Genomic DNA, 25,464 nt, shown 5'->3' with positions numbered 1-25,464 from the left:
CTGCGTCATTCGCCCACCGAAATACCCAGCGCCTCACGAATTTCAGCGGCTCGCTGTTTGCTTCCGGCAGCCACACCGGCGTTATAGACAAGGGTGACCATCGCCTGCAACATTTCCCAGTCATCCCGCTCCAGCCGGGCATCGAGACGGTACAGGATCTTACCGCTTTCAGCATGCCGGAATACGGTTCCGGTCTCTTTTTTGTCGAACCTGCGGCTGATTATGCTCAATATCCCTCCCGGTTATCCGTACCTTCTGACCACTCCCGGATCTGGTCTTCGAGCGCCTTAAGGTGCTTGTCTATACTCTCAGCCAGCTGCTCGCTTTCGGTTTCCAGCCAGCCACTCAGTCCGTCCCACTCACAGCACATCTCTTTCAGCTTTGCCGACATGTTACGAAGTTTATTACGCTGGCTGCGGGCGACCTTCAGCTCCGTTTTACACGGGTTATTTCTCATTCTGCCTCCTGCAGATATCGCAGCTTGTTCGGCACCTGCCAGCGTTCAGCAATACGGGTATGTTCTGGTGTCTCCCGGACGATAAACGGGATTTCATACATCACTGCATACAGCGGCTCGCCACTCAGGCGCAGCCAATGCAGTTCCTTCAGCGAAGTGAATCGCGGCTGCCAGCGCCAGAACATGGCTGCAAGTTCCTTCGCGTCAAACTCGTCGCTCCACCGGGTGTACCAGGTGCAGACGGTTTCCGGAGACTGAAAATTAAGGTCAGTCTCAGCCTTAGCCAGCAGGTTCTGACGCAGCTTCCAGCGCTGATCGAACTCGCGGGATTCGCGGCGTGTCTGTCGCGTGGTCCGGATGTTTGACCTTTGCAACTTTCTGTCTGTGCGGGTGTGCGTGACTTCAGGGAACAGTTCGGCCTGTACGCCCAGCGTGAGCGGCAGCGGGCAGGCTTCTCCCCCTGTGGCGATCATGGTGTCCAGCGCTTCCTCGATCTGTTTCAGGTTCGCATGGCGGTTCTTTGGCACCCAGTTCAGACCTGGTATCTGACGTGCCACCGTCGCGTTGAGGCGACCGCTGCCCGTGAGCACCCGAAGAAAGGTCCGCACGTAAGGCATGGCGGGCAGTCGTGCGCCACGTTCGCGGGATGATTCCACCATACTGATGGCCTGAATCGCAGCCTGACGGGCAGGCTTCAGGGAAACGAGCGCGTGTGAGGACGGGATCATGCTGTCACCTCTTCGCTCATCAGGTTCGCCACGGTACGGGCGGTACAGTTAAAGCGACGCATACCTGCCATCTGCGTAATCAGCTGGCTGACCCGTTCAGGCTGAAGCGAGTCATTCTGGTAAAGGGTTCGCACCACTTCGCCACCGGAGGAGAGCAGCACCAGAAGCCAGTACGGCGAGACTTCGCCAGGACTGCATACGCACAGATGCCAGTCATCGCTGCCGTCAGCGCTGAAGCGGCACTGGACGGGGAAAAAGCCTCCGAACTCGCTGCGGTATTCGGCGCAGACGCGCCAGCCTTCAGGTACTGTCAGCAGGCCGATCACGGCATCACTGAGAGCGCGGCGCGCGTCCTCGCCCTGCTGGCGGATATACTCCAGATCGGAGGCGGTAAGGGTGTTGATTCGGGTCAGGTCATATTGCATGGTCATGTCTGTTCCCGCCGCCCGAAGGCGGCGGCCTCCGGTATTAAGCAGCGTGGTCAGTGGTGTCAGCGACAGTTTCAGTAGTTTCTTCAGCCTGAGCGGCTGGCACGGGGCGTACCATCCAGTCGGGGAGCCAGCCCTGAGCGTTCAGATCCTGTTCGGCAGCCTTCGCTGCATCGCGGCGCTTGAGCTTCACAACTTCACCCGCACGGGCGCTGAGTCCGGCTTCTTCATATGCTTTTCCAATCTGCGCGATTTTGAGCTTGCCGAAGTAGTTTTCCGCATCCGGTTTCCACCACTTGCACAGATCGAAGTCCAGTGCCGCTTCCAGCCCGTCCAGTTCGCTTTTTTCCGTATGGTTATACAGACGCTCCTGAATACCGTTGATGCCGTGTGCCGCGCAGAATCCCAGCAGGGTGTTCACCTGCTCTGCAGACCATGACAGCAGCCAGGTAAAATCAAGATGCCAGTTTTCAGGCAGCGTCGCCTGAAGCGCCTTTTTCTGCGCGTTAAGCGCAACCAGTGCTTTTCCTTCGTCGCCTGACGGAGCCAGTGATGCGAGGTGATACTGATTCGAGGAGACTGAGGCTTTCAGCGGTTCGCTGCGCTTACCGTAGCTGCGGTCAAACAGACTGAGGCACAGCGTCCACGTCAGGAGTGCGACCGACACATCAGGACGACCTGCCAGCTCGGCCTGAACAGCCAGGGTACGCTCGGCAGACATCGCCTTAACCAGCGTGGCGGGATACGCATCGGCGGGAATATCAGGGGTAGTCCAGGTCACCACATTATCCCGACGCGTCTGAAGGGCTGTCTCTTCCTCCTGACGTTCCTCCTCCGTCACTTTGTGAATCCCCGCCTGAACCTTAAAGTTGTCGCCATCCCATGACACCCAGACGCCGTGTGCGGCGCGGAATTCCGATGTGGCCTCGCGGTACGTCGCCTCGCAGACAATGTCGTCAATCTCCTGCTGGAGCGCGTATTCATCATCGTAGCTGTCACTGGTTTCTATTTTGTCTTCCAGCTCGCTGACACGCTGCTTTTCTTCTTCCGTCAGGACGGGGGCTGGCATGGCAAAGCGGTACTGTTCACGGTCGGTCACGTTGTCGCCCAGCTCGCTCATGCGAAACTCTGACCAGCCCCAGCCCTGCTCATGCTGAATTCGCGCCGCAATGACAGTGAGCTTTCCTGACAGCAGAGATTTAACCCGTGCTGCATCGGCAAAGGTGCTGTCCCTGTCGCTGAACAGATCGGCAGTCAGCGTACCGCCAGCGGCGATATACGCCTCCTCGCCCACAAATTCGAACATTGGGTGACTGGCAGCCATCTTGTCATCCGTGACCATTCTGCGCAGGGTCTGCACGGCAGGATCACGCCACTGTTCCACCGCTTCTTTCCAGACCTGCTCCTGACGCTCATGTGTGTCGGCAAGGGTCAGCGCTTCGCACTGCTCGAGGGAGATGCCATCCCGCGCCAGCGTATCCAGCAGGGAGGGTGCAAGGTTTGCCAGTTTCAGGCAGCGCTGAACATGGCGCGGGGCATAGCCCAGCAGGGCGCTGATCTGCGAGACGGTTTTGCCCTCCTGCTCCAGCGTGCGGAAGCCGACAATCTGCTCGGCAGGGTGCATATTTTTACGCTGACCGTTTTCGGTCATAGAGGCCACCACGGCCAGTTCCAGCGGGATCACCTTCACAGGAACAAACGGCGCGTCAGCACTGGTGATGCCTTTTTGGACCAGAATACCCGTTGCCTTGCGGCGACCTTCTCCGCCGACCACACCGACTGAGCCGTCAGGCAGCTCAACGCCGATCAGGTTCTGGAGTATCCCCACGGCCTCAATACTGTCTGCCAGTTCTTCCACCTCCCTGTCCGTGTGCGGAATACGGCGCACGTTCAAATCCGTGCTGGACAGGCGTGAATAAGGCAACAGCTGTACGGGGGTCGCGATCAGCAACTGTAACAGCGTCTGATTTGCTGCCTGTGCGGCGTCAGGCGCAGCTTTTTTGCTGCGGGTGGCTTTTGCGGTTTTGTTTGCCGTAGAATGGGTGGTGACCATGATTTTTACCTCTTAGTTTAAGTGATGGTTCGCCGTGGCCGGATTGCCCTCCGGTCACGGCACTCAGTTAATCGGTGATACGTTTCGGGTGTGCGACCAGCGCACCAAATGACGGACAGGCATCGAGCACTTTCATCATCGCTTTTGCGCTTTCCAGCATCTCGGTATCCGATGCCGTGACCCGGTTTTCACAGACCGCGATCGTTGCCAGCACCCCTGCCTTAATGTCAGAAAAGCGTTCGTGCGTTCGGGTACTGAACAGGATGCGCTTATCCCCTTCCATAACCTGCCAGTTCGAGCAGTCGTTAAAGCGCGTGTCCACGTTGTCAAACTCCACCACATGCGTGTCAGTGGCCTGAATACGCAGCAGCGTGACCATGTCACGGCTCGTGCCTACCTTTTTCGGTGATGTTGCGGCTTTCAGAACCTGCATTTCTGTCTCCTTTTGTTGGCGTACCGGTTACTGTGTTTTACTGCCGCACATCCTGAAGATTACTGTCCAGATCGGCCAAAAATCCCGATTCAAAAGACCATGCGCGCCAGTTTAGGTGGCCGTTGGTACGGATTTCGACCTGAACATCGCCATATCGGGACACGTCTGACACGGTGACAGTGACCCCCTCTTTCAGGTCAGCGACCTGCGCCACGCGCTCCCGCGTAACAGAAGCGAGATCCTGCCCTTCCCCCATCTTCCTGGAAGATTCTTGAGCGGCGGTTTTGACGTTGACGTTTCGTGTGTGCATCCTGGTTTTCTCCTGTGGGGATGGTTGTCCATCTCCCTGGTGAGTTCTCTCGCGGCAAAGGGCAAAGGAGCAACGGCGAAGGGAGGAAGAAAAGGGGCGCAGACAAAAGTTTTTGCCCGCAAAAAGTTTTGGCGGAGTGCATTTCACCCCTTGGATGACGACCCGACGGTGCTACGACCAGCCCTCCGCGTGAGAACGCACGGGGGATGGCTTCACCGCATGAACAGGATGCACACACCCGACACGGCGGAACGTCGGGGCGGACTCAGAGCGACGGCCATGCCGGCGCGGTCAGGGCGGCGTGACCGGAACGGTCGCAGCAAGCCTGGGGTTGACCTCAGCCATCAGACCCTAGCGACAGCCCGAACCCCGAAGGGATTCGGCGGAGACTGGCGGGTGCGCAGCAGCTGCCCGTCGGAGTGGGGCTCGACGACTGAACCGCGACGCGGGTCAGGAGCCGAAGGGGGCCATATCCCTGCTCGTTTTTCTGATTGCGGGTATCAAAGAAAAATGCAACCCACTGGATTCAGGTGTTTTCAGGTAATTTTATGATCGGGTTTCAGAGCCCACGCCCACGCCCACGCCCACGCCCACGCCCACGCCCACGCCCACGCCCACGCCCACGCCCACGCCCACGCCCACGCCCACGCCCACGCCCACGCCCACGCAGAAGGCTGTTCCGGCCATAGCTTATCTGCCAGCACTTTTTTACCCTGTCTGTCAGGTTCCCTCTTAAAGGGCGGAGGAGGGAAGCGCCGCAGGCGCTTTCTCTGTCGCACGTCAGCCCGCAGGGATGACAGGGTTTTTGCGCGCGATCAGGCAGCGCCGTAGCCCTGCCCTGACCTGTTATGGTTTGTCGCCTTCACCGCCCTGAAGAATAAAGTGACCGCACAAATAGACGGCACACTGACGGGTGGCAGATTCGCAGATTTCGTCCATCACTTTTGCCGTGGTAACGGGGCTGAGACCGAGTTCCTGCCGTCTATGATTTATCAGGGTTTTATACTGGCGCAGGATGGAACGGGTTTCTTGTGACAGTGACAGTTGCATTAGATTCTCCTTAAGTCTGTCACCGGAGACGTTGCCTCCGGCATCGGGTCAGTGATTAAGCGCGATGTGCAACTCCTGTAAAACCTCTTTTTTTTCTTTCAGCGCTTCAATTCCTTCGCTGCAAGCAAGCCGTTCCATTTCTTTACCTGCCAGCTGCATGGCTGTCGCCAGCGATTTTGCAGGGACAGTCACGGTCCGCTTTTCGTGTCGCTCATCGAGCAAGACTTCAACAATTGACCGGATCTGACCGATATCCGCACCACTTTCGAGACAGGAACTAAGCCGGCTCAATACTTCATCCAGCTCCTCGTTGCTAAGATCCCAGTCAAGGCAAATGCAACGGATATCATCTCTATTCCAGCTTGCGTACACGAATTTTTCCCCGTCGAGGTCAGAACAACTCAACATTTGCAGGGCGATTTCTCTTGCTGTACCAATCATGTTTTTTCTCCTTTAGTCGGGCGGCATCGCCGCCCGTGGCCAGTCAGTCGAGGGCACGCCAGATAGTGGCGCTTTCCGTATGGGTATCAGCAAAAGACATGAGTTGTTCATGGCGGCGGCAGAAATGGCGGCACAGCTCCTCATGGTCATGGTTGCTGTGGTGCCAGCTCCGGTGATTCAGTACCAGTGCCGTGAGGATGATCCCCGCCACTTCCCCGCTGACGGTCTGCTCAAACCAGTTATCCGCGTTACAGAAGATCAGCTTTTCCACATCCGGCACCATAAATCCGCCCCCATCAGGCAGACGGTAAAACTGCCAGAACCCGCCCTGATAATCAGGGCAGTACCGGTGCGCATAGGCATACACGGAGGCTTCGGACGTCATAAAATCGCCGCCAAAGAGATCGGGTAAAAAGGTCAGGCGCTGGGCGCCCTCTAGACGAACGGCATCACAACAGGTCAGGGTCAGGCTCATACAATCCTCCACAGTTAACATATTCTCGGGTCCGGCATCGCCGTGACGACACGACAGACCGGCGAAAAGCGGAGGACGCAGGGGCGACACCGGAAGCCGCAGCGCAGACATAAACGGGCTGAATGCACCGTTTATGGCGAGAACGGGTGAGGATGGCGGCGACAGCGAACCCTTGTGGCCGCAGCGGCCGGGCTACAGTGAAGTCACGGCGCATGCCGTCACCGCACCCTGCCGCCCGGGAGGTTCCCCGTCCCGACGTTGCCCGAAGGGCGGCGGCGGATAAAGGCGGAAGGAACTGACTTCCTTTTTCGCTTTGCCTGGCTCCGGTCCGGATACGGGGGCCACGCCCCCGGAATGGCTTACGCGGCCAGTTGATTCTGGAGGGAATGTACATCCCTGAGCGCATCCCGCAGGCATTCTGGCTCCTGTCGTCCGGCCTCCCACGCATGGCCGACACGGTTTTCCAGGTCGCTTGCGTAGCGTTTCAGTACCCTGGACAGGAGTGTTGCCGTCACACTGACCTGCCGGTTTTCTTCTTCACGCTGCTTCATCAGCAGCTCGCAAACCCGCGCACAGGTGATCCCTTCACGGCGATATTCCGCCATCGGCATGTCACCGATCGCTTTCATCAGAGACCAGACTTCCTTTTCGTCGGGATGCTGACCGCGCTCCCTGCACGCGACCGATACGCCCTCTTCCGTCCAGACCAGCAGGATCAGGGGTTCATCAAAAGTGAACATATTTTCAAGCTGCACACACAATTCTTCACGGGTTCCAAACATCAGTTTTCTCTCTTGTCAGGTCACAGGCCGGGCTTTCGCCCGGCAGGGTAAGTCAGTTCTGAAAGGTTTCATCCAGTACCAGGGCTTCACGGTACGCCTCCAGTAGCAGGGTGTTGATCCGCCGCAGGGTCTGCGCGGCCATCCGTTCGGCCAGGGTGGCCGTATCGTGCCGGTGCTGTGATTCAAGACGGTTCAGCAGCATCCTTACATCACACATGGCATTACTGAGCGCAGCGACGTCGGCGCGCAATGCTTCAAGCCCCGGATAATTCATGCGGCCTCCGGATAATCGGGATAGAACGCGCCGTCATTGGCTGCCGGCATTCGTCTGGCTCGCTCAACCTGAGCCAGACGGCGCACCCCGGCGGCGTGGTACTGCTCCAGCATCTCAATACCGATATACCGTCGACTCGCTTCGGCAGCCGCCACGCAGGTCGAGCCGGAGCCGGCGAACGGATCGAGAACAATCGCCCCTGGACGGGTCAGGGATTCAATCAGCGGGCGCAGACTCTGCACCGGCTTTTCAGTTGGATGATGATGATTGCCCGTGTATTTCCAGGGGATCACGTCCGGGATGGGGCGGTCCGGCGTCTGCGGACGACCTTTGGCCAGCAGATAGGCGTTTTCATGGGTGTAGCCAACAAAGGTGGATTTGGAGGCATAGGTTTTGGCAAACACCACATGCCCGACAATCCGGAATCCCGCCGCTTTCCAGGCACTGATAAACAGATCCGCACGGTTCCAGGCATAGAAACTCACCATCAGACTGTCATTTTTCAGTACACGGAACATTTCATGACAGGCAGGCTGGAGCCATTCCGCCGAATTATCACCCGCCAGTGTGCGGCCGGAACGGTCTTTGTAGCCAACCAGGTACGGGGGATCGGTCAGAATAAAATCGACGGCACGCGCCGGAAAACGCGACATAACCTGCACGCAGTCACCCAGAATAAAACGGGACATGGACACACTCCTCTCTGATATGCGGCACCCTGTTGCGCCGTGCCGCCACAAAAACCCGGCGAAAAGAGGAGGACGCAAGGGCGACGCCGCAAGCCGCAGCGCAAAACCTTCGCGGGCTGAATGCACCGTGAAGGGTGCGAACGGGTGAGGACGGAGACGAAGTGAACCCTTGTGGCCGGAGCGGCCGGGTTAGAGTGAAGGCACGGCGCTAAAGCCCGCCGCCGGCTGGCGGCATAAATGTGGAGGGCACTGACATCCTTCATTACCCGTTTTGATAGCTCATGAGGTCATTCAGGTGTAACTGCACTGGCCGGGTTACAGGATTCTGGCTGCCGAAGCATGCGGGTCACGTGCTGAAAGCAGCGATAAAGGTGTGGAGGATGGAGATAGCTTCCCTGATGGTCGAGGCAATCGGGTTAGCGTAAGGCATGGGGGGTTATACGGTTTCTAAAGATGTTACGTTGGGGAATTTCACATTAGCTTATAATGTGATTTACATCACAAAAAAGTGCATTATAATTGCTGGGATATTAGGCGTTTAGTTTTGACGGCAGGGATCAGATGTCACCCTGCCATTTTTTTATCTGCCGCTGCCAGGTGACGGATTTAACGCTAACGATGCTGGCCTGCAGAGCCACCAGAACGTTCGTCCGATCTTCGTCTTCCAGCTCTTCGAGCTACCTACTCTTCCCTTCTGACTGATACTCATACTCATGACCCGCGCTCTGACTTTTTATCGTCAAAAGCCAGGAGAGCCCCGATACATATCAGCGAAGCGTAGCTGATCTGTATCGCGATAGTCACTGGTAGAGAGATGTTATCAACCAGAACACCGGGAACGACGAAGACCACACCAGTCAGTATCATCCCCCTGCCACTCTTTTTAACAAGACCCGGCCAATGAGATTCAGGTATATTCCGGGCGCGCAGAATATTGTGAATGAATTGTTCTACTGTTCGCTTAATACCTGACATGTTTTAGTCTCCGGTTGCCCGTCGCATTTTTTCTTTATTCCGGCTGCTTTAGAACGGAATCTTTGGATGACAGACGGTTTTAGTTACCCGGCATCCTGATCATAGCATCGGCCACACCTGCAATACGTGAATCGTTTATTTTTCTGATTAGAACTATCATATGCAGTGCCAGAAATATGATAAAAAATTTCTCAACAAATCACCGCAGGCATTCTAATACACCAGAGTGCAGGCCTTGATCCATCCCCGGCTACGGCTACGGCTACGGCTACGGCTACGGCTACGGCTATACTGAAGCGGCAACGGAAATTAATCGATTATTTCCTCATTAACCTCCACCTCTAATTTTAACATGGTCCCAGTTGAGTGGTTGAGACCACGGTCCCAGTTGAGTGGTTGGGACCACGGTCCCAGTTGAGTGGTTGGGACCACGGTCCCAGTTGAGTGGTTGGGACCACGGTCCCAGTTGAGTGGTTGGGACCACGGTCCCATTCTGATGGGAGAAAAGTTAAGTAGAATTTAGATTTATCGGGTTTCTGCTTTTTCTAACTGTTCTAAAATTTCTTCCATTCTTTCAATATAATGCTCAGGGATCTTAGAACGGTCCAGACTAAAAACAACTTTATTGCCTTTATATTGAGCCATTGCACCCGGTACAAATTCGCGTTTAACGGGGACGGTAGAAGAGGTAGCAGTTTTAGAAGCTTTGAGAACATCCGTTAATGACTGAATGATCTCGTCTGTTTCAAATACAATCCCACTTAGACGCTTCTCTGATAATTCATGAATTTTACTAAGGAGAGCAGCTTCATTGTCGCTGAAATGGCGACTCAAATTATCTCCGGCTCGAGCAGATAGCTCGCCAGGATGCGAGAAGAGGGCAATCAATTCACGAGGTAATTTAGATGTGCAGATGCATCTTGTAATAATCTTCCGCGATATATGCTCTGCATCAGCCAAAGCAGAAATATTACCTTTAAATTCATTTTCAAGACGGGATGCGTAACGCTTTCCTCTTTCATATGCGCTCGTAGGTCGATAATCGTTACCTAACTTGCACAACGAGTCCATTTGCTCGTCGTCAAGGTCTCCTACGAGAATACGATATTCACTTGATGTAAGTATGGCCGTCATACGACGACGACTTCCATCAGCTACTTCAATACCATCAGCTACTTTTCTGCCGAATGCTGGGTTTTGCTGGCCAGTAAGCAGGAATGAAGGGATCAGGTCATCAAGTGATTCCTCTGTAAGAAATTCTTGATCACGTTCATTCCCGCTCCAGACAGAAGTAGACTTTTCAATCTTATTGCCTGGGATGGTCTCGAGGGTAAATTTAACCTCGCGACCACATACAGGGAGGGTGATGGAGTTGCCCTTTGCCATAGCACCGACCCTTGCAATTAGTGAGTCAACCATAGGTGCGGCTGGCGCAGCGGTTGGAGCTGCTGTTGCCTGTACTGGAGAAGATTTAGGGATAATTGGTGCACGTTTCATTATCGAATCTCCCAACGCGGTTTGATCAGCCGATCAAAGATCTCGTTACAAACAGGTTCCCAAATCGAAAGCGCATTGCGCCATGCTCCAGTTGAAGAGCGCTGATCGATAGCTTGCTCGAAAACAGTACGCATCCGTATTTGACCTTTCCCGACCTCATCTGTCTCGCGAACAACATTTTTGAGAACCATACTTCCCCAGGCATCTCTAATCTGTTCTTCCATCCATGGAGACTGTGATCCATTGTTATTACTGTACTTTGTAAGCAGGATTCTGACATCAGGCTCAAAACCTTGTAAGTCGACGTTCTTCAAAAGGTCGCGTAGCATGTCAAAAAACTGCAGTGCTGATGTGTAATCAAAGAGCTCAGCAGGGGTAGGGACAATTAATACATCAGCCGCACACACCACGTTAATCGTTCCGATGCCAAGGTTCGGTGCGCTATCAATTACAATAACATCGTAGTCCTGGGCAACGGTTTCGATTGCGAGACGAAGCATCATATGAGGTTCAGTAGGCAATTTTCCTTCGTCATAATGACTCATAAGTTCTGTTTCGATACGGTGCAGCGCCAGACAGGACGGGATAATATCGAGTCCCGGCCAACAAGTTGGTTTTATAGCATATGAAGCATCATCACGTTCGCCCAGATAGAAAGGGAGCAAGGTATCTTCTGCATGGATGTGTAAATCAGGAACCCATCCATGGTACATAGATGCAGTTCCTTGTGGATCATTACCTTCAATAAGAAGAACACGCAGCCCTTTCAAAGCGAGATCTTGAGCCAAATGTACTGATACAGAAGTTTTATAAACCCCACCTTTATGCGCAGCTACACCAATAACAGGTGGCATGCTCTCATTTGGCCTGCGAAGGCGCGTACCAAAAACATCACGCATGTGGTTAATCTGTTCGATTGTATAACCCACTCGCTGTTCTACACGGCCACGCATCTCCATATCAGGATGGGGGAGGCGACCCGCTTTTTCTGCATCTCGGATAGCCTGTGATGAGACGCCAATGAGATCAGCGGCCTCACCAACACGCCAGCGGCGCGTGATTTTCCTTGCCTCTGGGCTGTCATCATTAAACTGAGCTACCGCAATAGCTTTTGTCATTTCATGACCGGCGGCTATGCATTGATCAAGAGTATCCATTAATCCCATTGTAAGTTCCTTATCACCAACTTTGCATAATTATATTAAATCTTGGAAATCCATGCAAAGCAACACTAAAAATGCAAACTCAATCAAAATTTGCAAAGTTGTTCAAAAAACGAAAGGTTACGGATGTGCTCATGCAAGCTGTAAGTGATGAATAAAATAATGAATTATCGTAAGTAGAGAAACTTCAGGGATGGGAAAGAATTGCGGGGTGACTTACCTTCAATGAGAAGGGAGTTGAAGCGGGAAGGGGGATGTAATTCAAAAGGGAGCTATAGAGGGAAACTGCGCAGCGAAGTATAAGGAGGAGAACAGAAAAAGGGAGCTCAGGAGGGAGGAGGTATCGGATTAAAGCAGAAAAGGGAGCTATAGAGGGAAGGTATATGGCAGTGGTTAAAAAAGTTGTGAATAAACGGTAAGAAAAGGGAGCTACTACGGGATTCATGTAAATGGATTGGGAAAGGGCCGCCGATGGAGTATAAAAAATAAACTGAAGCATGATCAAACGGGAGTTGTAGCGGGTAAGAGAGGAGTTGAGTTGTAGAATCGACAACTCAAGTTCATGTAAATCATCCCGCCACAGGTCACATAGTATAGAAGCGCATGCTCGAGAGCTATTTCCCGTTTCAGCTCCCTTTCGAACAGCGCCGCTTCCCACCACAGGTCACTTTTGCCCGCTACAAATCACCTGGTTTCAGAGCCGGATTACGGCTCAGGACGCGCACCATCGTCTCACGCCCTTCTTTTTTAAGGAGATAATCTAGATACCCTATACCTTTCAGCTTCTCCAGAGCGGCACGAATTACCTTGTTCTGGTCGCTGATACGGTTAGTAAGCATCAGTCGGGCACGCAATCTTGTAAATGAAATATCAGCAGGTCTCTCCGGCAGACTTGCTAAATACGTGTACAACGCCTGTGCTGCTTCTTGTCGCGGTAATGCATTAAGGGGCTTTTTACGTAAAAGGGTCAGATAATCTGCCCGGTACAGCTCCCATAATTTGCTGTCAGCTTCCAGCTCGATGGTATCCTCATCTGCATTAAAGCGCCCTGTTTTGAGTAACCCAGTGACATAGGCTCCTCTAGAACCAATGGTACTAAGGGTTATAGTCTTGCCACGTATACGAGTAAGTGAGTCACGGATGTTGGCACGAAGCCTGGAGTCTAATCGCTTAGAAGGGATCTGGCAGAGGTTTGCAAATTCATGAAATGAAAGCGTGATAGCATTGCTGGCAAGGCCATACTTTGAAAAAGCATGGATAATCCCCATCCATACCTTCAAATCGGTAGACAAATTGAGCCTAGGCCCAGTAATCATGATTTTCGTGTAGCCTTCCGACTTCGATAGCTCGAGAGAAGACAGTATTTCACTGGCATCGATGGCATCACCTGCATCACCGCTTTTGTTCGCAGGAACGAAGATCCCCAGGCGCATTAGCGCAGCTGGCTGAACACTAGAATTGCTCGTTACTGTTAATGACTTTCCTTGTCCCTCTTCAGAATCAGGGATGGCATCAGGAAAGAAGTATGTGTTTTTATTAGGGTTTTCCAAGTTATCCACCTTGTGAAGAAATGATCTTATAGCAAAGAGGTTTTTCCCGCTATAGCTCCCTATGTTTCCCACTTTACCTCCCTTTCTTCCCGCTGCAAATCCCTTTATGCCCCCAGCAGCTCCCTTTTGTCCCGCTGCAACTCCCTTTTGTCCCGCTTTAACTCCCTTTTATCCCGCTACAGCTCCCCTTAACCCTTATCTAAGCCAGACGTGGCGCGGCTTACAGCGATCGGGGATCTATTTGGTTCTATATGGTTCTGTTTGGATCCGAATAGGATCTATTCTGGATCTTACATATTGGATCTATCAGATGTATATGTGGATAACTCTGAGCAGTAAATGAATTCAATTCATAACATTATTGGATGTTCCGCCCTTAGCAACCGGATGAACCCACCTTCTGACTACTACAACTAACAGGCTGATCAACTCTCATCTGCTTAGCTTTCACGTCATTAGATTTACAGATCATAAATGCGAAAGATAAGCAGCTTGCTGTGAAGCTTTCGTATTTGAACAAACGAAGTGCGTTAGGCATTGTGTGACGTCTACAAAAACTATAAAAAATTCACCAACCTCGTCTGTAAATGACTGTATGGGTTTGCCAGACAAATCCACAACAAATCCTCATCTTGCCATATTCGGGAATATTGACTTATAACCACTTTAAGGCCCTTTAACCAATACCTTTGAGCATAGCCACCGCCTCAGCCTCCGACATCTGGAACTGCACCCGGTGACGGGCAGCAACATCAAGCGCAAACACCTTCGTGTAAACCTCCGTTGAGCTGCTCGACTTATGCCCCATCAAACTCTGCAGCACCTTCAGCGGTATGCCGGCATACAGCATATGCATCGCGTAGGAGTGCCGGAAGGTGTGCGGGGTCACCGGGACCGAGAACGTCACGCCGTCGGCGGCTGCGCTATCTACCGCCTCGATTAACCAGGTGCGGACCGTGCGGTCCGTGATCTCCCAGATGCGTGCCTTCTCCGTCCGGCCGGTACGCTTGTTACGGCGCTCAAGCGGAATTTTCAGGGTGGCAACCATCATCTCCAACTGACTGACGAACTGATTATCGGAAAGCGGAACCAGCCGGTGAGTCTGGCTGCCGGCAGGTGCGCGACCTGCTGTTCTGGCCGCTTTCTCCGTTCGCTGTTTGAGGGTGGCCAGCTGCACGAAGGGGTAGGGTGGCGCCAGGGAAAAATCCCCCCTTGTCAGGGCCAGGGCTTCATTAATACGTGCGCCCGTGTTCCAGAGGGTGGCCAGCAGCATCTTGCGGTGCAGGTCGGGCACATAATGGAGCAGGGCGCTGACTTCCGGCGCCAGCAGGTATTTCGGAAGTTCGTCCTGAACCAGAGCCATCTGGCGTAATGCAAGAGCCGCGGAATAGTCGATTACGACCGGCAGCGACACGGGCTGAACAACCGGGGATTGTCCGGGCAGTGAGAGATAATTCATAAAGCCTCGTCGGAGCAAATATCAGTGCAGGGCTGCGCTGGCAGTAGTTTTTTCGTCAGATCTGCAGCACACTGAGTTGTTCAGATCGCACTGATGGTGAAAGCTGCTTAGCTGGATGCCGAATGGACCGTACAGTGCATCACCGGCGCATCCGGGGAAGCCGGTCCCGGCAGGATCTGATAGTCGGTAGCAGACGTGACCCGGTAAATGCTGTAGTCCTCATACGAAACCGTACTGGCTTTCAGTAAGCCGAGAAAATGTTCTTCGCGATTGCGCGCATATGGAAGCGAAAGCCGGATGGTTGCTGGATCGACGGCGAGTTTCTGACGCGTGCCTTCCAGTGTGGTTATCAGGCGGTAGGTCTCTATCCGGAAGGGTGCCTCCCAGCCGACGTTCTTCTGGGTGTAGGTCACGTCAAACACCATCCGATCACCTTCATTCTTCAGGACCACTCCTGTCAGCAGGCTTTCAACACGCACAGGCTCAGCCCGTCCTTTGATCCGGATTTCCTCTAATTCGCGGCAGGCTACAGTCATCCCGGGCTTCTGGCTGGCATTTATCATTCGCATTTCACTGAGCGTTGCCGTACCTGCATCTCGTGTAGTCACACCCAGCAGGGCCGTTAGACCTATCATATAACCGGTCAGTTTACTCATCGTTCCTACATCCTTTTCGTAAATATCTGAACTCTCTTTAGAGAGAAATCCCGCCCTTAGCTACCGTTGTTCAGTTGTAGCAGCTTTGGCGATCTCATCCACCGCTTCTCTAACCGAAAAGGACAGTCTGTCCTTTGGTGAAAACTGGACCCAGTAGCACAGATATGAGCCATAGTTCTGGTCGGTATGGCGGGGGTCATAATCTACGCTGAAGGCGTAAATTTCCCGATTACCAAGCTCCCATTTTGTAAGCTCACAATAGCGGGTATAGAGCTCCCTGAGGTCTTCAAATAAATCCCCTTCGCGGATCGGGCCAGATTTCTTCACGGCCACGCACTGATCCATAAAATGACTAACGGCGGCCTTTTTGGATTTGAATTCCTTCTGACCAATCTTCACCTGTATTGAACGTCCCATCCTGATCTCCTTTCTGGTTTGCTGGCAAATAGTCACCTAGAGTAATAATGACGCGCGGCATAATCGGCTGCGCCCACCCTTGTATCTGTCACTCTAATGATTTTCCTCTGCGTTCATCATTTGCAAGCTGATAATAAGCAGGAATATAACCACGCTGTTAAATTACCGGAAAGCCGTTTCCGGCAGATCCGACTTTCTGGCGTATCACAACTTTCCGGAAGTGTACCACGGTGAGTAAATAAGCAAAGCGCCCTTTTCCGGGGGTGAGTGGGCGGTCGCGGGGAAGAGGCGCATCACAACATATAGTGCCATAAGCAGCTGATGAAACCGCTACATATTGTGTTGTTGGGCTGCGGCGCGCCGGTGCATCTGAAGAAGATCCGGAACTTGGAGTTTCCGGATCCTTGGAGGAGAAAGGAGACATTATTGCACTGAAAGCAACAATGTAAACTTAGCTATGCTGATAACAGCACAATGCAAAGTAAGCAACAGTAAAAATCATTTATTGCTGAAACAGCAATAAACAACCCTGGTGTGCGCCCTCATCCTTCGGTCGCAGGGTCAGAATCAGATCGCACAGGATTGATGACTATCTTGTGTTCATCCCGGCCGGTTCCCATTTTTGGCGGCTGAATCAGGCCAGCTTCGCTGAGTTGTTCAGCCAGCTCCCATAACTCTGCTGTGTGAGTTATTTTGCGGAACCTCTCCTGGGGTAACAGTCCATGGTAGCTCTCATCGGCGAAGCTGTTCAGCACATTATGGAGCGTGTTTTTATCGGCATCTCCTGCGGCCAGGCAGCTTTTCAGGAGGGATAAGCGCAGGGTGTCGTCATACATCCAGGGGCTTAGTTCAGCCAGCAGTTCTAAGGGAAGCAGCTGTACCTCATCCATCAGGTCCGGATCGTTATCACGAAGCCAGCGCAGGGCACGCACCCTGATATTCAGACCGATACGCCCGTTACCGAACAACTCCCGGGCCAGTTCTCTGTCGAAACTGTCATCGATATAGAATATTTCTTCAGGCTCCCCGGACAGAAGTTCCGGTCGCCGGGCAATATGGTTGCAAAGCAGAGTATTCATCCTAGTTACATTATTCTCTTCGCCACTGAAAGCATTATACAGTGCCGTAAAGACCTGAATTGTCGGAGCCAGCTTGTTCAGTGAACATAATACTTCGGCATTCCTGAGCGGAATGTTTTTGGGGATTTCCATAATAAGTACTTTAAAGCAGCTCATCACTGTCCATAAAGTATCTTCCGACACCTCAGGGGAAGCAATAAATTTGGTTAAAAACGTCTCGAAAACGTGTTCTGAGGAAATGACAATATTTGCTGGCTTTAACATGTCGTGTTTAGCGTTAGCCCAGCGAACAAGGTCGTAAGGTATATTAATCATCTCATCATGGAGCAGATGAACAAAATTGTCCAGACTTGGTGATATACGGTCATAAGAGAGTAAAAGGCTGTAGGTATTGATTTCCGGAGCCGCTGGATCTCTGGGAGATAACTCGGACTGGTTTTCGATCAAATCTATGTTGTCGACACAAAAATCCATGCGATTTATAATCAGCTCCGCGGTGCTGAGCATCATAAGATGAGAGCTAAGCAGTTCGGGGATACGGTCAAATTCAGCTGAGGTAATAAATAAATCAGACACGAACGCATCTATGTTGTTATTTATTACATTTTTTAATTCAGGAATGCCAAGTGACTCAAGGCACTGTAAGGGTCTGCGTGCAAAATCCAGCCCGCCCTTGTTCTGCGACAACAGCAGATAAATATTCTGAAGGTTCTCTGCCGAATAGGAAAACAGCCCCTCAGAGACCAGGCGAGTGACCAGGTCCCGGTGTTCTTCTGTTGTCACAACCGGAATGTGGGGTATCAGAAAGCGGTTACTGATGAGTGTGTCTGAAAACATCTCCGTATGACTTTCAGGTACGAATTCAATCAGTGATGCTGAGCCGGAAATAATTCCGTCTGCCCGATCATAAATATCATCGTTTAACCATGTATGCTTATATTTGTTCAGGCATAGCATCAATGCGAGCATCTCCTGAACAAACTCCTGCGGTTCAGATTCAGAGAGATATGTCAGGAGTTTCCTGAGTAGCTTTTCGTCCTGCATAAAGATTTCACAATACCGGAGCCGGAGCTCCGGGGTGAATTCACGCTGGATCAACGCCAGTAACTTGATCGCACGCTCACCGCCTGACTGGCCGAGCAGCGCTGCCATATTCTCTTTCAGCGTTTCGGGTGCATTATCAAGCAGCCAGTGAATAATGTCCGGATGTTGCGCATTTTCCCGTTCGATAACAGCCAGCCTTTTTAAACGGGCAACCACATTAGGGGTATTTTGCAGGGGGATAGTGAACGACTCCCCGGCTTCATTGCCGGCCATTACCGACTTAATAAAGATGTTATCATTATCTGTCAGCACCCCCGGCATGAAGACGGAGCGGAAAGACATGTAGTCAGTCGACATATAGCCGCTGGACAGCAGAAAATAGACAAAGTCGAGCTGCTCGTTCTGACGCGGGGTCAGTTCCTTTCCGTCATTAACCTGTTGCAGGACCCAGCCGCGGAAGCCAGATTTCTTCATACGGTTGATGATCCCGGAAACGGATTCGGCCCTGATGCTTCTTTTCTCTGTTTCAAGTAAGGTTATGGTGTTTTTAAGGCGTGAAATACTTTCATCTGTTTTTTTGTCTATCAATTCACTCCGTTCTTCATAGGCCGAGCGGAGCGAACTGATCTCATTTACACCGACCTGCAGAATAGTATGATGACTGTTACTATCGATGATTCTAAACCCGTCACTATTCAGTAGCTTTACAAAGTCGCCTTCATTATCGAGAACATCTTTCAGACTAAAAAAAGAAGCATTATAAAAAGAAAATTTATCTTTGTATATTTCATTAATATACGGAGAAAGCAATTCTTTACGCAGTGCCTCCCGGTGGATGTTTTTTTCACTGTTAATACGATTTAACTGATTTTGCTCAAGGCTTATCTGCGCATTAATATCTGTAACATACTTTTGGTGAATGAACCGGTCCACATAAGCATCCATAAAATGGAATACAATGCCGCCTTTTTTATCAATACTGTGGTAATCCTCAGCGCATAAATTCTTATACGCAATCATCGCCAGAAGCTTAGGGGTGTTCTCCCGATTGTTAACTATATTCTGATATAGTCTGAATTCATTGGTGATGTTGTGCATAACCCGCATATCAGGGATGAAAGTGGCGATCCTGCTGATACATTCATCCAGTCCTTTCTGTTTTCGCTCCTCCTCGGTGAATTTATTGCTGAAATGGTCAGACGCATTATCCTTATCCATCACCGGAATGACAGGTATAACAAAATCAAAAAATTTAGTCCGTGATTCCGCAGAGCTGAAAAGATCGTCCCTGACAGCATAAATAAACTTTAAAGGATTTCTGTCAGAAAGACAGTTGTTAATTATCTGATTAATTTCACGTAACTTAATAAAAATGCGATTATTATTGAGGCGGTCAAGATCTTCGAATATAACCACATCATACTTTGTGGAATCGAAAAAGTAGACGATCTCATCAATGTAGACATTCAACAGGGATGGGGACGATGACTTTGTCGTCACTGCACCTTTCAGAATATCTACTTTATCCAGGCTGACTTTTCTGTCAAAGATACCGGTCCGGTGCAGCTGATACAATAGCAGGGCCAGTGAGCCCAGAACCGATATTGCAGCCCCGAGTAGGCGTGCTGGAAAAGGCCATGCAAGAAGCTTATGACTTAATGCCACCGGCAGTGAAAGCCTGGCGGTTACGTAGTCAGGCGCAAGAAAAAACAGGGCAACGCCTGCCAGCATCATTGTCAACGTAAGCAACGCGGCAGATTTCAGTATCTGCCCTGCCGTAACACCTGAGATTCGCTCAATGCGGGAGTAAGGCAGCTCATTTTTTTTATTTTTATAAAGGATCTGTTGCAGGATGCTGTATTCAATGGACTTCTCTGAAGTCTCTGCGTTTTTTTCAACCTCTTCAGATTTCCCTTTCTCGGGCTGCGCTTCTTTTTCTGACACCGATTTCTGCATATCAAAATCAGCAAGAGACACGGTTAACACACGCAGCGCCCCTTCCTTTGCCTGACACCAGGTTTTCAGTACCGAGCTCTTTCCGGCGCCGTAAGGTCCGGTGACTGCAACGTTACGTATGTCGGGCTGGCTGTATGCAAAATTCAGGGCTTCGATATAGCTGGCGGCTTTTTCTTGCTCCAGAACCGCTGGAGTGAGTGCTTCATATCCGAGTGCATTTACTTCGCCACTGTCACTCTCTGCGGCAGGCAATGTAAGCCAGGGTGTGGGTATCATTTTCAGGCTCTTCCATTAGTTGTTTTGCACAGTATTTCACTGGTTTTCATCAAGTTCCATTCCAATTCCGGTCGTAAGGTCACACGACAGCTGAAAGCTGCGCTGACACGCCCGGGTAAAGCCCTGCACGTAACCGGTAGGTGCTTTTCTTGTGCCCGGTTCGCAGCAAATGCAGCTGTTTCTGGTGCAAAACTGGGTGCTGGAAATGATCGTGGCGGGGCAGTTATTCACCTGGTTTGTAATGGATCTCTTGCGGCACATACATGTGAGATACCGGCCGTCTAGGCAGGCACGTTTAGGTGGTGAGACTCACAATCTGGATGGCGCAATTTTTTTCCAGCCTGGCAATGGTAGGGCATCAGAACAAAGCCAGTTAAAGGTAAGGATCCTACTTTACCTTTTTTCGGATCTGCACAGAAAAAGAAAGCTGACCCGGACTTTATGGCGGAGCGCGAGGATGTGGTCAGCGACGAAGGACGATTTGACCTGTGAACAAAATGTATATGCTCGACACCTGTATCTGCTCGTTCATCATGCGTGAGCAGCCAGAAGCCGTACTGAAGCGCCTCGAGCAGGCAGTGCTGCGCGGCCACCGCATTGTGGTTTCGGCCATCACCTATTCAGAGATGCGTTTCGGTGCCACCGGCCCGAAGGCCTCCCCGCGCCACATCGAGCTGGTTGACGCGTTCTGCGCCCGCCTCGATGCCATCCTGCCCTGGGAACGCGCCGCGGTGGATGCGACCACGGAGATTAAGGTGGCGCTGCGCATGTCCGGCACGCCGATCGACCCGAACGACCCGGCTATTGCCGGGCACGCCATCGCCGCCGGCGCCGTGCTGGTGACGAATAATGTGAGAGAGTGTGAGCGGGTACCGGGTCTGGCGCTGGAGGACGGGGCTAAGTAAGCGCTGGCTTCAGGAAAAGTTTCTGAATTTTCCCGGCATGGAATTTCAGCATGCCGGGAGAATTTTATCTGGACCAGCGACAGGGACAATGCCACTGGCCGAAGCATATTGGGCAGGCAGAAAGGTATTCTGTTTATACCGTATCTTTCATAGCTGCTGCCCACTGCTCAATCTGATTTTTCATAATAAACCGGACCTCATTCATCCCAATGTGGTTATGTTTTTCCATATACACAACACAGGGATAGCTTTCTGGCGACAGGCGTTTCAGTTCAGGTACCACGTCTTCCTCATAAGAGATGACGGAATCACTTCTTGCCAGTTCAGCCTCGGACGTCATAAAACCAACTTCAATTAACCACGTTCGAAACTCATTAAAACTCTTCAAATATTGCATATCACAACCTTTATACTGTCCAGAACATGAAAACATCAGTCATCCGGAAGGGTATCCGGGGAGACAAAATCATTTTCAAGCCAGGAGGTCAGACGGAGAAAAATATCATTTTGCAGGGATGTTTTGCTGTACATCATGTAGACGGGGATTGGCTTTAACTCAATGTCATAGGCTAAAGCCCGGATGTCATAGATATGCCTGAATTTTTCGTAGAGCCAGACAGGAATTATTCCGACCGTATCCGTGCATGCAATAACAGACCCGATGGTAAGCATCGACCCGCTGGTGAAACCAAAATCTCTGTCCCCCATCTGATTATTGATGTTTACCTGGCCAAGCTGGATATCGAGCCCGAGGGAATCAAATAGTGAAAAGCGTTCCAGTTTCGCTTCTTCCACACTGATGTGACTGCCAAGCCTGGGGTGTTCCCGGCGACAGACAAAGGTGCTTTCCTCAACAAAGAGAGGATGCGTTTTAAGCGAAAAATTGTAAGAAGGTAAAACATCGAAAACCAGATCTACACCCCGCGAAAGCAGAAGATCTTCACTGGTATCCTGCTGCCGCATCAGATCGCGGTGAATGATTTTGCAGCCCGGGGCGTGCTTCTCCACCCATGACGCCACAGAAGGCAAAATACGCAGCGACAGGTACGTCGAGCAGTGAATAATCAACAAATCCTTACAGGCTGCCGTGGCCAGGGCCTCAAGGCTCTCAAGCAGATCAGTATACTTTTGTGATAACTGGTGGTGGATCATATCTGCCGTCGTCGTTGACGTCAGCCCCATGCCATTGCGGACAAACAGAGGGTCTGAAAAATATACCCGCAGTTTTTGCAGGGACTGGCTGAGGGAAGAAGGCGAGAGGCCGAGAGACCGGGCGGCTTTTGTCACGCTACCAAATTTATAAATTTCCTCAAAGATCCCCACCAGGTTAAGGTCAAGCTCGCTTGCCAGCGGCGTTCTCTTCTGCATTACATTGTCCCCTGAGTAAAATAAATTTCCCGAATACTTTATCTTTACTTCATGTAGTGTAATACACCACTAAAAGATCGCTACAGGTAAATCCGTGTCCTGATCAGGCAAAAGTGTTTTCTGAAAAAAATTTATTGTATTCAATTAATTTTCCACGAAAATACCGTACAAATGAAGCTGCAAGATCCTCTGACACGGGCAGGCGCTACATCTGTTCTTCTTTTCTATTAAAGGGTGTTATCTGTATGTTGCTGATTTAACATTTGTAACCGTATGTTTTTTATATTTAAATGCAGTTCATTTCTAAGGTCAACTTGCCAGTGAGAGGGTGTTTTTTATTTTCTGAATAACTTCTGTAATAAATGCGGCTTTCAGAAGTCTCCCCACTATAGGATAATTCTCGTCAGCAGAATTAATGTTAAATTCACTCACTGTGTTCACATGGCTGATTCAGGTCATTACAGGTTATTTGTATTTGTCTGATATTTTACCGGATTAATACCAATACCACCTGGCGTGAATATAGCTTATTGCTAACATATAAAAGAAGACCCTATGAAAAATAATGTTATTAATTACTCCATTATCATGACGGGGATCGTATTACCTTTACTTCCTGCCCTGTCTCATGCCACCGGCATGGTGCCGGAAACTACTGCCCTGCTGATTGATGAGGCAGAAGGCGGTGGCATCATGGAGCAAAACCTTTAAATACGCCTCAGTGAGCGCGAGCTGGCAGCACGAAATTGACAGCGACTCTGGCAGAAAGAACGACGTGGACGGTCGCAACAACTATCAGAGTGGCGGTGACACGTTTTACGTCAACCTGAGCATTCCGTTCGGCACGCAGAGCGTAAATACCTATATGCGCGACGACGGCAACACAAGCAGCTACGGGCTGCAGACGGCAGGCAATATTACGCCGGCGCTGGGCTACAACGTCTCGGCGGAGAAGACAAATCAGAGCGGCGACTACACCGCGAATGGCGGCCTGAACGCCAACCTGCACTACACGCGTTTAAGTATTAATGCCGGTACCAGCGGCAAGAACAGTCGTAACACCTCGGTGACGCTCGACGGGGGTATTGCCGCTCACAGCGGAGGCGTGACCTTCTCGCCGTATGCGGTGCAGGAGACCTTCGGGTTAGCGTCGCTCGGCAAACCGGTGGCCGGGGTGGAAATCAGCACCCCTCAGGGTACGGTGTGGACAGATAAATGGGGTAATGCGGTGGTGCCATCACTGAATGCCTACCGGAACTCGAATGTGATGGTCAACACCGAAACGTTACCGAAGAACGTGGATATCAGCAACGGTATGAAATCGGTCAGCGCCGGACACGGCTCGGTGAGCCAGTTGCAGTTCGGTGTGCTTTCAGTTAGACGCGTCATGCTGAAGCTGACGATGCCGGACGGCAAGCCAGTGCAGAAAAGGCGCTGTGATTTTTGACAGCAGCAACGAGTACGTCACCACCGCAGTGGAAGATGGTGTGGTCTTCGTTAACGACGCGGAAAACGCCGGGGACCTGTACTCCCTGACGGACGATGCGGGTCAAAAATGCCGGCTGGCATTCACGCTCAGTGACGAGCCGAACCTGAATGAATTTTATGAAAACGTCGCTGCGACCTGTAAGCCATAGCGACGGGAGAAAGACGATGCGTAACCGTTTTAAGAATACCGGCACGACACTGACGGTACTGATTACCGCGCTGCTCCTGCTGAGTGGCCAGGCGATAGCGGATATCAGCAACTGCCAGATAAACATCTCCCCGGCGGAGCAGAACTACGGCAGCCTGCTGAAAGGCAACCTGACGTTCACCAGCACCGCGCAGGGAAATGTCACGCAGCTCAGCGAGCGTACCAGCAACCTGACCGTAACCTGCCCACAGCCCGAGCGGATGGATTTACGCTTTACCGGCATCAGTGTGGGCGACAGTAATTTCGGCTTTGGTGCGCAGGGCAAGGTGAAAGTAACCTTGAGTAGCGCGGTGCTGGACGGTAATGCCGTAAAGCTTGCAATAACCAAACATAAGGGTGTGATTCGGGACGATATCGTTGCTGACAGTCACGACCTGTACGCGGCGGACGAAATCACCGTCGGCGATAACAGCAGCGTGAAGGGCATGAACCTGAATGCGACACTGACCGTCACTCCTTACCTGCTTGAAGCAGCGTTTAAGGTACCGGACGCGTATCAACAGGAGGAGCGTATCGACATTGAATTACTGGGCATAAATTAAACAGTATCACTGTATAGCGGTGTGAAGGGAGAGACTTCTGTCGCCTGCACAAACCTAAAACTTTACTTAATTACAGTACATGGAGAATGAAAATGGAAATGAAATCAATCCTGAAAATGACCGCTGTTGCCGCCCTGATGGCCACAACTACCTCTGCTTTCGCGGGTCCGACCGCCACGCTTCGTGTCACCGGGACCATCACGCCGGGTGCCTGTACGCCGGTGCTGGCTAACAATGGCGTTATTGACTTCGGTGAAACCTCCGTTGATCAGCTGCCGGCGACCGGCACCCTGGCGCTGGCCGGTAAAACGGTGACCGCCACTGTGACCTGTACAAGTGCTACCAAAGTGGCGATGAGTTTTGTTGATAACCGCGCGGACTCCGTTCCGGCGCATACCAATGAGCCGACCGCCGCCGGCACCGTCTTCGGTCTGGGTAAAGCGGGCACTATCAACATTGGCTCCTACGGCCTGAGCATCGCCAGCATCCAGGGCGACGGCACTGCCGGTGACCTGCTGATGAGCAGCGATAAAACCAGCTGGAGCAAAATGACGCTGGATACCTTCGCGAACAACAACACCGCGCAGCAGTATCTGACGTTCGCGGCAACAGGCACCACTGATCCAAAAGAAGCCACCGTATTTACATTTGACCTGAAAGCAACTCCAGCCCTGAGTTCAGAGCTCGGCGCAATTACCGACACCGCAAACCTGGATGGTAACGCGACCATTAACTTCGAATATCTGTAAAGTTTCGGTGCT

Annotated in this window: 30 protein-coding genes and 1 pseudogene; 7 read left to right on the top strand and 24 right to left on the bottom strand. The window is 51.6% G+C overall.

Annotation, left to right across the window (positions count from 1 at the left end):
• Positions 1-5 precede the first annotated feature (5 nt).
• The 22 genes from AC3WS9_RS22790 to AC3WS9_RS22685 all read right to left on the bottom strand — a co-directional run bounded on the left by AC3WS9_RS22790 (position 6) and on the right by AC3WS9_RS22685 (position 20,192).
• Positions 6-230: a hypothetical protein gene (locus tag AC3WS9_RS22790; protein WP_100776889.1), complete on the bottom strand. Its 225-nt coding sequence runs from the start codon at positions 228-230 to the stop codon at positions 6-8.
• Positions 227-457 carry a hypothetical protein gene (locus tag AC3WS9_RS22785; protein ID WP_492490422.1) on the bottom strand — a complete coding sequence of 77 codons (231 nt, stop codon included), beginning with the start codon at positions 455-457 and terminating at the stop codon, positions 227-229. Before AC3WS9_RS22785 ends, AC3WS9_RS22790 begins: the two co-directional genes overlap by 4 nt.
• On the bottom strand, positions 454-1,185 hold the full coding sequence (locus AC3WS9_RS22780; protein WP_492490420.1) for a plasmid SOS inhibition protein A: 732 nt from the start codon (positions 1,183-1,185) through the stop codon (positions 454-456). The genes AC3WS9_RS22785 and AC3WS9_RS22780 overlap by 4 nt, the downstream gene beginning before the upstream one ends.
• Complete coding sequence (gene psiB / locus AC3WS9_RS22775; protein ID WP_492490419.1) at positions 1,182-1,616, bottom strand: conjugation system SOS inhibitor PsiB; 435 nt, start codon at positions 1,614-1,616, stop codon at positions 1,182-1,184. The genes AC3WS9_RS22780 and psiB overlap by 4 nt, the downstream gene beginning before the upstream one ends.
• Before the next feature lie 37 nt (positions 1,617-1,653).
• A complete protein-coding gene (locus tag AC3WS9_RS22770; protein ID WP_492490418.1) occupies positions 1,654-3,666 on the bottom strand; it encodes a ParB/RepB/Spo0J family partition protein in 2,013 nt (670 codons plus the stop codon).
• Between the two features lie 67 nt (positions 3,667-3,733).
• The gene (locus tag AC3WS9_RS22765) at positions 3,734-4,099 is read right to left on the bottom strand and encodes a hypothetical protein (RefSeq protein ID WP_492490417.1); all 366 of its coding nucleotides are present in this window, start codon (positions 4,097-4,099) and stop codon (positions 3,734-3,736) included.
• Between the two features lie 37 nt (positions 4,100-4,136).
• Positions 4,137-4,409 carry a hypothetical protein gene (locus AC3WS9_RS22760; protein WP_100776883.1) on the bottom strand — a complete coding sequence of 91 codons (273 nt, stop codon included), beginning with the start codon at positions 4,407-4,409 and terminating at the stop codon, positions 4,137-4,139.
• A gap of 546 nt (positions 4,410-4,955) precedes the next feature.
• Positions 4,956-5,096: a hypothetical protein gene (locus AC3WS9_RS22755; protein WP_157809191.1), complete on the bottom strand. Its 141-nt coding sequence runs from the start codon at positions 5,094-5,096 to the stop codon at positions 4,956-4,958.
• 159 nt (positions 5,097-5,255) lie between these two features.
• Entirely contained in the window at positions 5,256-5,459 is a 204-nt protein-coding gene (locus AC3WS9_RS22750) for a hypothetical protein (RefSeq protein ID WP_492490415.1), read from the bottom strand.
• Between the two features lie 48 nt (positions 5,460-5,507).
• Positions 5,508-5,900 carry a hypothetical protein gene (locus AC3WS9_RS22745; protein WP_492490414.1) on the bottom strand — a complete coding sequence of 131 codons (393 nt, stop codon included), beginning with the start codon at positions 5,898-5,900 and terminating at the stop codon, positions 5,508-5,510.
• A gap of 43 nt (positions 5,901-5,943) precedes the next feature.
• A complete protein-coding gene (locus AC3WS9_RS22740; RefSeq protein WP_492490413.1) occupies positions 5,944-6,375 on the bottom strand; it encodes an antirestriction protein in 432 nt (143 codons plus the stop codon).
• 359 nt (positions 6,376-6,734) lie between these two features.
• Positions 6,735-7,157 (bottom strand): DUF1380 family protein, encoded by a 423-nt coding sequence (locus AC3WS9_RS22735; RefSeq protein ID WP_370967955.1) that lies wholly within the window; start codon positions 7,155-7,157, stop codon positions 6,735-6,737.
• 52 nt (positions 7,158-7,209) lie between these two features.
• The gene (locus tag AC3WS9_RS22730; RefSeq protein WP_492490412.1) at positions 7,210-7,431 is read right to left on the bottom strand and encodes a YubE family protein; all 222 of its coding nucleotides are present in this window, start codon (positions 7,429-7,431) and stop codon (positions 7,210-7,212) included.
• Entirely contained in the window at positions 7,428-8,120 is a 693-nt protein-coding gene (locus AC3WS9_RS22725; protein WP_492490411.1) for a DNA methylase, read from the bottom strand. The genes AC3WS9_RS22730 and AC3WS9_RS22725 overlap by 4 nt, the downstream gene beginning before the upstream one ends.
• Before the next feature lie 711 nt (positions 8,121-8,831).
• Positions 8,832-9,095 (bottom strand): hypothetical protein, encoded by a 264-nt coding sequence (locus tag AC3WS9_RS22720; RefSeq protein ID WP_492490410.1) that lies wholly within the window; start codon positions 9,093-9,095, stop codon positions 8,832-8,834.
• Between the two features lie 525 nt (positions 9,096-9,620).
• A complete protein-coding gene (locus tag AC3WS9_RS22715) occupies positions 9,621-10,592 on the bottom strand; it encodes a ParB/RepB/Spo0J family plasmid partition protein (RefSeq protein WP_492490409.1) in 972 nt (323 codons plus the stop codon).
• Positions 10,592-11,758 carry a plasmid-partitioning protein SopA gene (sopA, locus tag AC3WS9_RS22710; protein ID WP_492490408.1) on the bottom strand — a complete coding sequence of 389 codons (1,167 nt, stop codon included), beginning with the start codon at positions 11,756-11,758 and terminating at the stop codon, positions 10,592-10,594. Before sopA ends, AC3WS9_RS22715 begins: the two co-directional genes overlap by 1 nt.
• Before the next feature lie 674 nt (positions 11,759-12,432).
• Entirely contained in the window at positions 12,433-13,305 is an 873-nt protein-coding gene (locus tag AC3WS9_RS22705; protein WP_370447054.1) for a RepB family plasmid replication initiator protein, read from the bottom strand.
• Between the two features lie 676 nt (positions 13,306-13,981).
• A complete protein-coding gene (locus AC3WS9_RS22700) occupies positions 13,982-14,764 on the bottom strand; it encodes a site-specific integrase (RefSeq protein ID WP_492490407.1) in 783 nt (260 codons plus the stop codon).
• 107 nt (positions 14,765-14,871) lie between these two features.
• A complete protein-coding gene (locus tag AC3WS9_RS22695; protein WP_492490406.1) occupies positions 14,872-15,420 on the bottom strand; it encodes a hypothetical protein in 549 nt (182 codons plus the stop codon).
• Between the two features lie 60 nt (positions 15,421-15,480).
• Positions 15,481-15,837 (bottom strand): hypothetical protein, encoded by a 357-nt coding sequence (locus AC3WS9_RS22690; protein WP_492490405.1) that lies wholly within the window; start codon positions 15,835-15,837, stop codon positions 15,481-15,483.
• 542 nt (positions 15,838-16,379) lie between these two features.
• Positions 16,380-20,192, bottom strand: coding sequence for a YobI family P-loop NTPase (locus tag AC3WS9_RS22685; RefSeq protein WP_492490403.1), 3,813 nt, complete (start codon positions 20,190-20,192; stop codon positions 16,380-16,382).
• A gap of 387 nt (positions 20,193-20,579) precedes the next feature.
• Between AC3WS9_RS22685 and AC3WS9_RS22680 the strand changes: the two are divergent.
• Positions 20,580-20,684: pseudogene (locus tag AC3WS9_RS22680) on the top strand (type II toxin-antitoxin system VapB family antitoxin); the annotation flags it as partial.
• The gene (locus AC3WS9_RS22675) at positions 20,681-21,097 is read left to right on the top strand and encodes a type II toxin-antitoxin system VapC family toxin (protein WP_492490402.1); all 417 of its coding nucleotides are present in this window, start codon (positions 20,681-20,683) and stop codon (positions 21,095-21,097) included. The pseudogene AC3WS9_RS22680 and the gene AC3WS9_RS22675, both read left to right, overlap by 4 nt.
• Before the next feature lie 133 nt (positions 21,098-21,230).
• On the opposite strand, the gene AC3WS9_RS22670 is transcribed toward AC3WS9_RS22675, so the two are convergent.
• A complete protein-coding gene (locus tag AC3WS9_RS22670; RefSeq protein ID WP_492490401.1) occupies positions 21,231-21,494 on the bottom strand; it encodes a hypothetical protein in 264 nt (87 codons plus the stop codon).
• A 35-nt stretch (positions 21,495-21,529) separates the two neighbouring features.
• Positions 21,530-22,465: a LysR family transcriptional regulator gene (locus AC3WS9_RS22665; protein ID WP_492490400.1), complete on the bottom strand. Its 936-nt coding sequence runs from the start codon at positions 22,463-22,465 to the stop codon at positions 21,530-21,532.
• A 555-nt stretch (positions 22,466-23,020) separates the two neighbouring features.
• Here AC3WS9_RS22665 and AC3WS9_RS22660 point away from each other — a divergent pair.
• The 5 genes from AC3WS9_RS22660 (at position 23,021) to AC3WS9_RS22640 (ending at position 25,452) form a co-directional block, all read left to right on the top strand.
• Positions 23,021-23,176, top strand: a complete 156-nt coding sequence (locus AC3WS9_RS22660; protein WP_492490398.1) for a hypothetical protein — start codon at positions 23,021-23,023, stop codon at positions 23,174-23,176.
• On the top strand, positions 23,151-23,912 hold the full coding sequence (locus tag AC3WS9_RS22655; protein ID WP_492490397.1) for a fimbria/pilus outer membrane usher protein: 762 nt from the start codon (positions 23,151-23,153) through the stop codon (positions 23,910-23,912). The genes AC3WS9_RS22660 and AC3WS9_RS22655 overlap by 26 nt, the downstream gene beginning before the upstream one ends.
• Complete coding sequence (locus AC3WS9_RS22650; protein ID WP_492490396.1) at positions 23,902-24,102, top strand: hypothetical protein; 201 nt, start codon at positions 23,902-23,904, stop codon at positions 24,100-24,102. The genes AC3WS9_RS22655 and AC3WS9_RS22650 overlap by 11 nt, the downstream gene beginning before the upstream one ends.
• 16 nt (positions 24,103-24,118) lie before the next feature.
• Positions 24,119-24,703 (top strand): DUF1120 domain-containing protein, encoded by a 585-nt coding sequence (locus tag AC3WS9_RS22645; protein ID WP_492490395.1) that lies wholly within the window; start codon positions 24,119-24,121, stop codon positions 24,701-24,703.
• A gap of 92 nt (positions 24,704-24,795) precedes the next feature.
• Positions 24,796-25,452: a DUF1120 domain-containing protein gene (locus AC3WS9_RS22640; protein ID WP_492490393.1), complete on the top strand. Its 657-nt coding sequence runs from the start codon at positions 24,796-24,798 to the stop codon at positions 25,450-25,452.
• Positions 25,453-25,464 lie beyond the last annotated feature (12 nt).

The organism is Lelliottia sp. EB106-05-01-XG201 (assembly GCF_058791735.1).
Note: the sequence above shows the minus strand (reverse complement) of the source record. Positions and strands in the feature narration are given on the sequence as shown.